Raw genomic sequence first — 13,668 nt, 5'->3', positions numbered from 1 at the left:
ATGAACTATAAAGATAGTCTTAATATGTTCACGACAGATTTTGAAATGCGGGCCAATTTAAAAGATAAAGAGCCCGTATTTAGAAAATTTTGATTAGATAAAGAAGTTTATAATAAAAAATTACAACAAAATAAAGGCAATGAAAGCTTCATTCTTCATGATGGACCTCCATATGCAAATGGCGATTTGCATATCGGACATGCTTTAAATAAAATTTTAAAAGACATAATCGTTAGATATAAAAATCTTAAAGGTTTTTACAGTCCATATGTACCTGGCTGAGATATGCATGGTTTACCTATCGAACATAAAATGTTGCAACAATTAAATAAAAAGCATACCGAAATAGATGTAGTTGAACTTAGAAAACAAGCAGCTAAATATGCTGAAGAACAATTATTAATTCAAAAAGCTCAATTCCAAGAATTGCAAATGTTTTCTGATTTTAAAGAAATCTATCGAACGATTGATCCAAAATTTGAAGCAGAACAATTACGTTTATTTAAAAAAATGGCATTAGATGGTTTAGTTTATAAAGGTCTAAAACCTGTTTATTGATCTACTTCATCATTATCAGCTTTAGCAGAAGCTGAAGTAGTTTATAAAGATAAAAAATCACCTTCAATTTATGTTGCTTATGAATTTAATTCTAAAAATGATTATATAAATCCAAAAGATAATTTAGTAATTTGAACAACTACACCTTGAACAGTTATAGCTAATTCAGGTGTTGCAATTGGTGTAGATATTGATTATGTAAAATTAAATCATAATAATCAATTTTACGTAATTGCTAAAGATTTAGTTGAGAATTTAGTGCAAATATTCAATTTTGAATCATTTGAAATTGTTAATAAATTTAAAGGTAAAGATTTGCTAAATCTTACTTACAAACAACCATTTAATAATACTAAAAATCACCCTAAAATCGTAGCAGCAGATTTTGTAGATGTTAGTTCTGGAACAGGATTAGTTCATATGGCTCCTATGTTTGGTGAAGATGATTTTCAAATTGGAAAAATAAATAATCTTGAAGAAATAATGCACGTTGATGATGATGGAACAATTAATAAACATGGTGCTCAGTTTGTTGGAATGAATTATGAAGATGCAAATAAAGAAGTATCTAATCAATTAGAAAAAGAAGGTAAATTAATCGCTTTTAAATGATATAAACATAGTTATCCTCATGATTGAAGAACTGATAAACCAATTATTTTTAGAGGTACACCGCAATGATTTGTTGATATAGCAAAAATTAAAGAAGGAATGCTAAAAACAATCGATACAGTTCAAAGTTATCCACAATGAGTAATAAAAAGGCTTTCAGAAATGATTGCAAAAAGAGGACCTTGAACAATCAGTAGACAACGTAGTTGAGGTGTACCAATTCCTGTTTTTTACAATGAAAATGATGAAGTAATAAACAATGCAGAAATCTATGATTATGTAATTGATTTAGTTACTAAACAAGGTACAGATATTTGATTTGAATGAACTACTGACCAGTTATTACCAGAAAAATATCGAAACAAAAATTACAAACAAGAAAAATCAATTATGGACGTTTGATTTGATTCAGGTTCAACAAATTTAGGTGTAAAAATACAAGGTCAGCCAGAAGATGAAAATGAAACTCCTTTTGATATGTATTTAGAAGGAACAGATCAGTTCAGAGGATGATTTAATTCAAGTATGATTAATTCATATGTTTTTAGAAAAAAATCACCATATAAATTTTTACTAGCTCACGGTTTTGTACTTGATGGTAAAAATGAAAAAATGTCAAAATCAAAAGGAAATGTAATTTTACCTAGTCAAGTAATTAATGAATTAGGTGCAGATGTTTTACGTTTATGAGTTGCTAGTGTTGAATATACAAGTGATGTTTCAATTAGTAATGAAATATTAAAACAAGTAGCTGAAATGTATCGTAAGATCAGAAATACAATCCGTTTTATGTTAAGTAATATTGTTGAATTTGAATACGATTCAAAATTAGAATTAACAAAACTTAATAAATTAATGTTCTTGCGTTTAGAATCATTAAAAGCTAAAGTGTCTAATGCTTTTGAAAATTACAATTTTAATTTAGCTGTTAAATTAATTAATAATTTTATAGTTGATTTATCTGGATATTATTTATCTTATTCAAAAGACATACTTTATGCTGATTCACTTAAGTCAAATTCTAGATTGCAAATCCAAACTGTTATATATTTAATTCTTGATTATCTACTAGTGGCATTATCACCAATTTTACCAACAACTACAGAAGAAGCATTTCAAGTATTTAATAAAACAAATAAAGCAGAATCAGTACATTTACAATCGTGAATGGATGCTGAAGAAAATAATGAAGATTTAGAAGGTTCATGAAAATCTTTTTTTGAAGCTAAAGAAACTGTTTATAAATTAATTGAAGAAAAAATTGCTGCCAAAGAAATTAAAAGAGCTAATGAAGCTACAATTTATATGCCAAAATTAGATTTAGATTTATCTGAAGCAGAATTAGCACAAATGCTAATTGTATCTAAAGTAGTATTTAGTGATAATTTTGAAGTAGTTTTAGAATCAACCATAAAATGTCCTAGATGTTGAAATCACCATCAAGATCAAAATGAAGATTCATTATGTAATCGTTGTTCAAGTGTGGTAAAACATGCTTAAATCAAGTATTAAAAATACTTTGATTTTTAAATATTCTTCTACAAACGAAGAAGAAGGAAAAATTGATAATGAGCAATTAGAAAATGAAAATTTAGATGAAAATCCAGAAATTGAAAATAACGATAACGGATCAATAAAATCTTTTGTTATTAAATATTGAAAAATTTTTAAAAAATGAAATTTAAATCACATAAAGGAACATTCAAAGTTAATAATAATTTCTTATGCAGTTATCTTACTAACATTAGGTGCATTTTTAACATTCGATTTAGTTACAAAACATGTTGGTTTTAATTTTGCAGATGAACAAATTAATGGCAGATATTTAGGTACTTGAGAATTTGCTCGTAGAGTAACAGGTGGAAGCGGTAATGAGTTTGTAATTTATTGGGGTAACTTTCTTGGATTTAGGTCAATAATGAATTATGGTGTAACTGTAGCTGGCAGTTCTGAAATTAATGTTGATGGAATTCATGCCTTAAGTTTAATAGCTACTATATTCATTTTAATATCAATTTATTTTTACCCTTGTATTAAAAAAACTGATTATTTTAGAGTAGCTGCTTTAGGAATTTTAGTAGCTGGAGTATTAGGAAATACAGTTGATAGATTTGCTTTTGGTGCAGTTAGAGACTTTTTATTTACACCATATACTCAAAATAGTTCTAATACATTTTTCAGTGGTACATTCAACTTTGCCGACACATTTATAATTGTAGGAATTATTTCCTTTGTTATTTCAATGATTGCACTTTATTTTGTTAATCGTGAGAAAAAAGATAAAGACGATAATAATAACTATCAGGTATTTGAATACTAATTAGGATCTCCAATTTTGGAGATTTTTTATATATTAATATAATTTTAAAAATCCTAATAATTTATAAGTCATAATATATAAATGAAAATAAAACCTACTTTATTATTTAAAACACAATGAATAAGTGTTTATAAAAACGAAAAAAACTTTTTTTATTGTCAAAGAAAAGGAATCAATTCAATAGCTGCTCTCTTATTTAGAAAAAATGAAAATAATGAAGTAGAATTCATGATTCATTATCAACCTATGCCTGAAGTTGAGTTTAAAAAATCATGAGATCAACCATATCCATGTACAATTACTGGTTCATTTGAAGATGGAGATACAGCTGAAGAAACTGTTATTAAAGAAGTTGCAGAAGAAGGTGGATTCATCATTAATAAAAATCATATTGTAAGCAGCAACATAAATGCAAGTAGTACGCAGATGAATGAAATGGTATTTAATTATTTAATAGATGTAACAAATTTAAAACAAGGTGTCCCAACAACAGATGGAAGTATTTTCGAACAAGTTGCTTTTAATAAATGAGTTGATAAAAAAGAAATCGAAAAAATAATTGTTGAGGAACTATCACTTAGTTCACTTGCAAATTGTTATTTAATGTATTTGATAAAATATGGAAATTAATAAAGAAGAATTAATTATTTTAGAATGTCAAGAATTATATTATCAAGGCTTCGGTATTGCATTCTTAGATAATAATAGGGTATTTGTTAAAAATTTATTGCCTGGTGAAACAGCTCAGTGTAAATTAATTTACAAAAATCATAAATTCAAATTGTATGAAGTTATAAATTTTATTAAAAAATCAGATTTACGTACATCTGATTATTTTGATGATTCGGCAAATCTGAATCATTTAGAATATTTAGCACAAATTGAATTTAAGAAAAAATATATCTCTGAATTAGTTAATAGAAATTTACCTAATTTCAAAATTGATGCTTTAGATTTTGTTACAAATAAAGAACCTATCCATTATAGGAATAAGGCTACGTTTATGATTGCTTGAGAAAATAATAAGTTTGTAATAGGATCTCATCAAATGCATACTAATCAAATATCATTGTCATTACATAATAAAATTTTATATAAAACCGAAATCATTGATTTTTTAAATTTATTTCAAAAATTTATTAAAGAGAATTTACACCAATTTACTAATCTAAAATACATTAACAAAATAATGATTAGAATTAACGATGAAAGTGAATTTCAAATTAATATTTTTACTTCTGTTGAATTTCAAACTCAAAAGATAATTAATCATTTATTTTCTATTTCAGATAAATTGATAGATATTACATTTACTAAAGTAATATATTCTAAATTAAGAGAAAAACATATCATTTTTTCTAATCAAAATAAAAAGAAATTTATTATGAAAATGGATAATTATAAAATATATGTTGAGGCACCAGCTTTTTATCAAATCAATAATTACATGATGAAAATTATTTATGATGATATTTATAAATTGATTGAATCAAATCAAAAAATTATTGATGCATATAGTGGTATATCTACTATTGCAATTAAATTAGAAAATAAAGCTAGCAAAATTATTTCAATTGAATCAAATAGTTATTCACATAAATCAGCTAGAGAAAATATTCATGCTGACAATATAACTAATATTGAATTATTAAATTCTAAAGTTGAAAGTGCAATTAACGATGTATTTAAAACACAAAACATTGATGTTGTAATCTTAGACCCATCAAGAAATGGATTAGATTTTAAAGTAGTTGAATCAATATTGATTAATAAACCAAAAGAGATTATTTACGTAAGTTGTGATATTAAAACTCAAGTTAGAGACTTAAAATTATTACTTAAAGATGGTGACTATAAAATTGTCTTTTTTAAAGCCTACGATATGTTTAGCAATACATCACATTTTGAAACAATTGCAAAATTAGTTATCACTAACTAAGGATAACATTTTAATCATTGCCGTTTCAGCCCTTAATATAGTTTTTCCAAGTGAAACTATATTAATATTTTTGCTTTTAGCTAGTTCAATTTCATTTAAATCAAAACCGCCTTCCGGTCCTACAATTAAAGCTGAATTGGAATTGATTTTATTTAGATTAATTTCTTCATTACTATTTTGTTCCGAATCTGCTAAATAATAAGAAACATTAGATTTTATTTCTATTTCCTTGAACTTGATTACGTTACATAATTCAGGAATTATATTTCTAAATGATTGCTGTGCAGAAGCTAATATAATTTTTGAAAATCTTTCTCTTTTTTTATCAAAAAAAGATTTATCAAAATTTGTAAATTTGCTCTCAAAAGGAATAATTTTTTTGGCACCTAATTCAACACATTTTTCAAGTAAAATTTCAAATCTTTTTCAATCTATCAGCGGTATAAAAACCGTTAAATCATGTTTAAATTCATGATTTATTTGAACGGATTTAATTACATTTGCATATGGTGGATTTTCAATTTTAGCTACATAAAAATTACCATTATAATTCACCAAAAACTCTGAATTAATTTTTCTAATAACTTTTAAATGTTTAACTTGTTCATCACTTAATTTAACTAAGTTATTTTCAATTTTATCTACAAAAAATCTATACATAGTTCACTAAAATCATTATAATGAATTAATGAAAAAATTTCAAAAACCATCATTTATTAATTATGTAATTTATATACTTATTGTTTATGTAATCTTAATTTCATTTTATATTGGAGGAGCATTTTACTTTATAAATACTCACCGAGATTTTCCTGAATCAAAAATAGTTGTATCTATAATTATTAGTGTTTCGTCTATTTCACTTATTGTAATGTTAGGCTTGATATATATAAAGTTTCAAAAACTTCCAATGTCAGAAATAAAAAGATTCCTAGTTAGACTTAATAGACATGAGCAACTTTTATTAGGAAAAAAAGTTAAGGAAATGCCTAAATATATTTTAAATTTCAAAATTTTTTTATTTTATTTCTTAATAACACAAAACCTTTTTTCCGTAGTTAGTGTGATTATATTACTATTTTCAACAGCTAACTTACAAAGTAATTATTGATTTATATACATACTTTTAATATGGAATTTAATTTCAGTTTTAATTGCCTTGATTAAAATAATTATTTTTTCTCCATTGAAGTTAAAAGCAAAATCATCATATTTCGAAATAATATACACACAAAGAAAAATATTATTACCAAATGAAAAAATCACATGAAAAACATGTGATCAAGTTTATGGAAGAATATTCAAATTCAATTATACTGATGCTGTTGAAAACTCAAAAGAGCTAGATAACAATTTTATCGATAATGAATTAATGGAAATTAGAGATGAAAAACATTGAACTAACTAAATGTTAGTTTTTTATTTATTTGTTTTTCTACATCTCGTTTTTTCAAAATCTCACGTTTATCGTGTTTTTTCAAACCTTTAGCAATTGCTATTTCAACTTTGATTAAACTTCTTGGAGTAAAATAAATTTTTAATGGTACCAATGTTAATTGTTTGGAATCAATTTCATGTTTTATTCTACGCATTTCGTTTTTACGAAGCAATAATTTTCTTGATCTAGTTTCATCCATTTCCACAGCCATATACTGACTTACATGCATATTAACTAGATACAATTCATTTTGCTTAAAAACTGCATATGAACCTCGCAAATTAACGTTAGCTGCTCTAATTGATTTTACTTCAGGACCATTTAATACAATGCCTGCTTCATATTTATGTATAATTTCATATTGACTTTTAACGTATTTATTTGTTGCAATTATTTTCATAACTATTTCATATTATCTATATCAAAAAATGTTTTTGTGTTCCCTGATTTTCTAGGTTTATTTTCTGTTTTAGAAGTTTCATTTTTAAAATTATTGCGTTTACTAAAATTATCTTTTTCATCATATTTTGTTTTTTGCGAATAATTCTTTCTATCATTGAAAGATCTTTCAGATTTAAAATTTGAATCTTTATTTTTAAAATTATTTTTATAGTTTTTAGAATCTTGTCAATTTGAAGAACTTTTTTTAGCAAATCTGTCGTCAGGCTTGTCGTTAGAAAAACTATTTCTTTGACTTCTGCCATCAACTGTTTTATTTCCAAATCTTCTATCACCATCTCTTTTGGAATTGAAATTATTGTCCATTGAGCGTCTATTAGAAAAATTACCTTGTGAATTTCTATCACCATAATTTCTATTACTATTTCGTTTGTCAGAGAAATTATTTCTGTTGTTTATATCTTCAAATTTTCTTTCAATTAATCTTTTACTGGAAAATTTGTCATTTTTATTAGAGTCACTAAATTTTGAATTTCTATCTCCAAAAGATTTTCTAGAACTAAAATTTGATTCTTGTCTATCACCTTTTGATCTATCATTCGTTCTAAACTTTTTAAACTCTTCTTCTCGCTTTAAATAAGCTTGATAGTCTTCGCTTAAAACTGCATCAACTTTACCTAATTCTGAATCTACTTTAACAATGGTTATTTTGACTCTATCACCAATTTTCAATTTCTTTGATTTTGAAATATAGCTCATTTTATCATCAGCTATAGTGAATTCATCGCTAAGTAAATTTGAATTATGAATAAGAGATGATACTGTGTTATCTAATTCAACAAATAGCCCAAAATTAAGTATTGAAACAATTTGCGCATCATATTCTTTACCGATTTTATCTTCATAATATTCGGCTTTTTTAATATCGGTAACTGCTCTTTCAACGGTTACGGCTCCTTGTTCTGAAATAGAATTTTTTTCTGCAATTTCAGGAAGAATAGAACTAAAATGAGAAATAATTTTAGAATCCTTTTCTTTAAAAATCATTTCTTTGATCATTCTGTGCAAAATCAAATCTGGATAACGTCTTATTGGACTTGTAAAATGACTATATGCTTTTGATGCTAACCCGTAATGACCTTTATTATCACTAGAATAAATAGCTTTTTGCATAGTTCTTAAAATCATGATTTTTATAAAATCGTCAAAATGTGTTTTTGATTTAATCTCATTAATTAACTCAGCAAGCATTTCAGGATCTTGGCTATGTTTAATTGCTATATCTAATCCTAATGATTTTAATGTTTGCTCTAATAAATCAAATGATTCATCTAATGGTGGTTCATGAATTCTAAAAATTGAAGGTAGTTTTTTAGATACAAATTCTTCAGCAACTGATTCGTTAGCTCTAACCATGAAATTTTCAATAAGTATTTCACTAAATGATCTTTGTCTTACTTTGATATCTACAGTCTTATCATTTTCATCTAAAATAACTTTAGCTTCATTAATTTCTAAATCGATGTAACCTTCAGTTTCCTTTCTAGCTTTTATAATGTCAGAAAGTTCTAATGCAAGTTTAAGCATATCTTGCAATTCTTTACTAGCAGCTATTTGAGCATTATCTTGCATTTTATTTTCATAAAATTCATTTACTTCATCATAAGTTAAACGATATTTTGAATTAATTACAGCTTCGTATATTTCAACTTTTGTTGAATTACCTAATTTATCAATGTAAATGTCAGCTGCCATTACTAATCTATCTACATTTGGATTTAATGAACAAATTCCATTTGATAAACTCTCAGGTAACATAGGTGTAACTTTATGAGGTAAATAAATCGAAGTACCTCTTTTAAGAGCATGTTTATCAATAGAACTATTTTCTTTAACATAGTGACTTACATCAGCAATGAAAACGCCTAATTTGTATAAATTACCTTCTTTAGTAACAGTTATAGCATCGTCAAAATCTTTGGTGTCATTACCATCGATTGTTACTATTAAATCATTTCTTAAATCACGTCTATTTTTTATGTCAGATTCTTCAACTACTTGAGGTATTTTTTTAGCTGCTTCAATTACATCTTCTGGAAATTCTAAAATGGTATTGTTTATTTCTAAAATAATGTCCACTGGTGCTAGAGTTTTTCCTACATTGCTAATTGTTTTTAAATATTTTAAATCGATTCTATCGTTGCGATTTGAAATTACTTGTGCAGATATAATTGCTCCATGAATTAATTCAGGATTATTTCGGCTGTCATCATCAAAAAAGAATCTATATGGTCTAAACTTTGGATTACTTGGTTTAAAAAATTTAATACCGTTAAAAACCTGAATTGAACCAATTAGTTTTAATTTTTCTTTAGTTACAATTTTTTGAATTATTGCATAGGTCTTATCTTTATCTTTTACATCATTATAAATATTTGCAATTACAGTAAAACCATCTAAAGCATTATTAAAATTTTCTCTTGCTACAAAATAACTTTCACCTTCGCTTACTTCAATAAAACCAAAGTTACGTTGTGATTGTTTAAAAATACCTTCAACTGTTTTAATTTTTTTTATAAATAAATAATAGTCATTAGAATTTCTAATAATTTCATTTTCTGAAACCAATTCATTCAAAATTACTGATGTTATTTTATTTTGATTTGCACCTAATTTTAGTTTTTTTACTATATCTAAAAAACTAAAAAGATTACCTTGATTTTTTTTAAGCAAATCAAGAATATTGCTTTTTATTTCGTTATCTCTCATGTTACATTACAGCTCTAAATACAATTGCTAAAATTATAAAAATTATTCCTAAAACAAACATTGTGTATTTAATTGCTTTTTTAACTCCTCTTTCTTTAGAAAATTTAAATAATTCTAAATCTCCTGAACCAACTAGAGCGCCAGAGAATCCGTTTGCATCTGGTGACATTATCATTGAAATTACTATTAAAATGAATGATATTATTACCATAATAACTAAAACTGCTACCATATTTTTCCCTTCGAATAAGTCTCAAAAATGAAATATTTATTAAATAAATTTATAGTTTAATTATCCCAAATAAAATATTTTTGTGGCAAAACAAAGTGATTGCACTACATTGGTATGTTAAAATAATCTTATGACAAAATCGGAGCTAAAAAACTTAATATTATTAGAAAAAAGCATTAAATACGTTGCATTTGGTGATTCAATTACAGCTGGCTTTAATGCTAAATTGCCAAATGACTTTCCAGGAAAATTGATAAGAGATCAAAAAGGTAACTTTAAGCAAGTTACAGGTTTATCATTTCCATCATACGTGGCATATTATTTAAATCAATCCGGTCCAGAAATGTTAGAAGATTATAATAATTTTGGTATTACATCATCAACACTAATTGACTGAAATAATTTTTTTGCTAATAATGAAATTATTGATGAAGATAGGGAAATAGATCTTGCATTTAAAAATATTAAATATTCATTTTTCGATAAATTGCAAGAGGCTAATTTAGTTACTATTTCACTTGGTGCAAATGATTTATTATCCGAATTATTTGAATATGATTTTTATTCATTTTTTCATAAATATGAAGCTACACTTGCTTTACAAAATTTAGAAATTATTAAAAATAAAACAAAATCAAGAATCGAAACAGAAATAAAAAAGTTAATTGAAAATATTAGAAAAATTAATAATACTGTAATACTAAATTTTATTTCTTATCCAATGCCTATGATTCAATTAAGTGATGCTCTTAACAAAAGATTTAAAGAAGTTCACCCTAATGCAAAATACCAATTTTCAAACGAATTATTATCATGAATTAACGATACATTAGCAAATGTATTAAAACAGTTTACAAAAGTTAATTTTATAAATATATATAATGAAAAATTCTGATTGGAAAATAAAAATCAATTGACCTCAGTTGCTTTTGATATACACCCTAATGAATTTGGATACAAACATATTGCTCAAGAATTATTAGCAAAGTTAGTTGTAACAAATGATGGTGAACAAATAAGTTCATTACATTGAAATAAAGAATATAAAAATAGTGATCAAGGTAGATTTGAACCTGTTATAAAAATTATACATAATAAAGCCTTATGAAAATCAGTTGTATATGGTGAAAATGAAACTAACTTATTTGGTAAAGATTATTTAATTGATCAATATAAATCTTTATTTGACAAAAGAAATTTTGTAACAAAAACTTTATCATCTAAAATTTTTTTTAAGACCTACATACCTTCACTAGTTAACAGTATTTTTGCAAGTGATTTTATGATGTCATTTGACAACGAACATAAGCTAAAAGAATTTATTTTTCAAGGTACTCATTTGCGTGAATTCGTAAATGCAATGATTGAAAATAACTATTTCAATGCAATTATTATTGATCTACAAGGAATTATTGATTTAAATATTGAAAAAGATATTTCTTATACTATTGATTTTTCTGAATTGTCAAACAAAATGGCTAATTCGCTTAGTTCAATTGAAAGGCTATCACTTGTCTTTGAATCTTTAGCAAAAAGTCCTTTTATGAAAAGCAAAGAGGTCTTAGATAAGTTTATTAAAATACTAACAGATTTAACTTATGGATTCTTGATGATTCGTTCTAATGTAGTATCAAATATTATTGATGCTATTCACCAATATACTAAAATAAATCGACAAGGAATATCGGATTCACTTCATTCTGTTATAAATAAGGAATTAATTTCAAACATATTTGAAAGTATATTTAATGTTTTAATATCCGAAGATGTACCTTTTGGTGAACAAGGCTTCATTGCAATTACTAAAAAAGCAATTAGTAAAAGTTTGAAAAGAATTATTCCAAAAATTATTAAAATGATTCATGAAAGCCCAAATTTCATTTCAAGTTTAAGTAATGAGTTTTCAATATGGATGAAACAGTTTGCTCTAGGTACTAATTTTCAAAGGTATGCTAAATTGTTAGTAGAAGCTTTTTTAGTTAACTTTTCAAATTCAGAATTAATTCATAGTTATTTAATGGAAGTAATTGAAACTTTAGACTTTAATCAACTAAATAAAACTAATTTTAAATTGTCCTTTAAAAAAGGTTTAGAAAATTTATTTTTTGAAAACAAGAAATTAAAATTAGGGTCTATAAATATTATTGCAGACATCTTTGAAAGCTTATTTAATGATTTTAGTAAGTTAGTTATTTTTAATAATTTCCTAGATTCATTTTTTGAAAAAGATAATATTATTAATGGTATTTTTTATTCAATGTTTAGTAAGTATCTAAATTCAAAAACAAGAGTTAGTTCTATGTTTAAATTACCGATAGGAAAAAATTTATTAAAACTTAATGATGAATTAAAAAATTTTATTAGAGTTATATTTTCAAATTTAGCATTTCATTATACCTTAACAAAAAACAAGTATCCAGAGCGCGAATTTTATAAAATAGCCTCATATAGAAATATGTTTAGAATAAGCACATTAATGCAAATATTAATGTTTGAAAACGTTCCTATTAAATCTTCTTATTGATTAAAAGAAGATATTGGTCTATATGCAATGATAAAAAATTACATATCCAAAAGTACCAAACAAGGAATTGTTAAAGTTAAAAATTGAAATAAAATTGATGATTTATTATTAGTAAATGAAAATATGGCTAATTCAATGCTTGGTAATCAGGATAAAAATATTAGATTTAAAAACTATGAAAAAAATCAATTACTAGTTTATATTTATTACCAAAATAGTGGTAAAAATCCGATTTATGATCGTTTTGATACTTCTAAAAAAATGGTTGAAGTATTATTAAAATTTATTATTAGAGGTTATTTAACAAAAAATATTGATACAACCAAATTTATGGCTAAATCAAGTCAAATGCTTAAAATGGTAAATCTAAGTGAAAATGCTACAGTTAATTTATTAAGTAATATTGAAACAAAAAAATTAATTGATGTAAGCGCTAGTGAAAGTTGTTCAAATATTTTTATCAATCGTGAAGCTGAAAATGTATTTAATAAAAATTTTTTAAGTTATTGAGCTGCTAAAGTTACAGATAGAGATGTTAAATTTACAATTAAAGCAAAAAATAATAGTTTAAAAATTGCTAATTTAAATTTGGTTTTTAAAAATGATTCAAGTTATATCAATAAAGATGCAATGGAAGCTTTTTATACAGTTGGTGTTAAATTAAAAGGTAAAGATCATTTACTTTATGCTCATATTAGAAAAAATGATTTATATACAATTGGACCATTTTTAAATCAAAAGATTTTAATTAATGAAGAAGTAGAATTAATTGAAATTACTTTTTTAGAAAAATTAGCTCCAGAAAAATATTTTTCAATTCAATCCTTAAGTTTAGACATTTATGAAGATTAAAAAAACTGACCATTCAAAGTCAGTT

General features: G+C 24.8%; 10 protein-coding genes. 6 read left to right on the top strand and 4 right to left on the bottom strand.

Annotation, left to right across the window (positions count from 1 at the left end; genetic code table 4):
* The 4 genes from ileS (at position 1) to CG473_RS00845 (ending at position 5,429) form a co-directional block, all read left to right on the top strand.
* Complete coding sequence (gene ileS / locus CG473_RS00860; protein WP_094254418.1) at positions 1-2,670, top strand: isoleucine--tRNA ligase; 2,670 nt, start codon at positions 1-3, stop codon at positions 2,668-2,670.
* A complete protein-coding gene (locus CG473_RS00855) occupies positions 2,663-3,490 on the top strand; it encodes a signal peptidase II (protein WP_094254417.1) in 828 nt (275 codons plus the stop codon). The genes ileS and CG473_RS00855 overlap by 8 nt, the downstream gene beginning before the upstream one ends.
* Before the next feature lie 81 nt (positions 3,491-3,571).
* On the top strand, positions 3,572-4,120 hold the full coding sequence (locus tag CG473_RS00850; RefSeq protein WP_094254416.1) for an NUDIX hydrolase: 549 nt from the start codon (positions 3,572-3,574) through the stop codon (positions 4,118-4,120).
* Positions 4,110-5,429, top strand: coding sequence for a class I SAM-dependent RNA methyltransferase (locus CG473_RS00845; protein WP_094254415.1), 1,320 nt, complete (start codon positions 4,110-4,112; stop codon positions 5,427-5,429). The genes CG473_RS00850 and CG473_RS00845 overlap by 11 nt, the downstream gene beginning before the upstream one ends.
* Here the strand turns inward: CG473_RS00845 and CG473_RS00840 are convergent.
* On the bottom strand, positions 5,412-6,089 hold the full coding sequence (locus CG473_RS00840; RefSeq protein WP_094254414.1) for a 16S rRNA (uracil(1498)-N(3))-methyltransferase: 678 nt from the start codon (positions 6,087-6,089) through the stop codon (positions 5,412-5,414). The two genes, CG473_RS00845 and CG473_RS00840, sit on opposite strands and share 18 nt — an antisense overlap.
* A 28-nt stretch (positions 6,090-6,117) precedes the next feature.
* On the opposite strand from CG473_RS00840, the gene CG473_RS00835 reads away from it, so the two are divergent.
* Positions 6,118-6,837, top strand: coding sequence for a hypothetical protein (locus CG473_RS00835; protein ID WP_094254413.1), 720 nt, complete (start codon positions 6,118-6,120; stop codon positions 6,835-6,837).
* Here CG473_RS00835 and smpB read toward each other — a convergent pair.
* The 3 genes from smpB to secG are packed head-to-tail and all read right to left on the bottom strand — an operon-like array spanning position 6,830 to position 10,267.
* On the bottom strand, positions 6,830-7,267 hold the full coding sequence (smpB, locus tag CG473_RS00830; protein WP_094254412.1) for an SsrA-binding protein: 438 nt from the start codon (positions 7,265-7,267) through the stop codon (positions 6,830-6,832). The genes CG473_RS00835 and smpB overlap by 8 nt on opposite strands.
* A gap of 2 nt (positions 7,268-7,269) precedes the next feature.
* Positions 7,270-10,035, bottom strand: coding sequence for a ribonuclease R (gene rnr / locus CG473_RS00825; protein WP_094254411.1), 2,766 nt, complete (start codon positions 10,033-10,035; stop codon positions 7,270-7,272).
* A gap of 1 nt (position 10,036) precedes the next feature.
* Positions 10,037-10,267, bottom strand: a complete 231-nt coding sequence (gene secG, locus CG473_RS00820; RefSeq protein ID WP_094254410.1) for a preprotein translocase subunit SecG — start codon at positions 10,265-10,267, stop codon at positions 10,037-10,039.
* A 130-nt stretch (positions 10,268-10,397) separates the two neighbouring features.
* Here secG and CG473_RS00815 point away from each other — a divergent pair, with 130 nt between their 5' ends.
* Positions 10,398-13,643, top strand: coding sequence for an SGNH/GDSL hydrolase family protein (locus CG473_RS00815; protein WP_094254409.1), 3,246 nt, complete (start codon positions 10,398-10,400; stop codon positions 13,641-13,643).
* Positions 13,644-13,668: the final 25 nt, after the last annotated feature.

It is taken from the genome of Mycoplasma testudineum (assembly GCF_002245785.1).
Classification (GTDB): Bacteria; Bacillota_I; Bacilli_A; order Mycoplasmatales; family Metamycoplasmataceae; genus Mycoplasmopsis_B; species Mycoplasmopsis_B testudinea.
The sequence above is the reverse complement of the archived record's forward strand: the minus strand, read 5'-3'. Positions and strand labels throughout refer to the sequence as shown.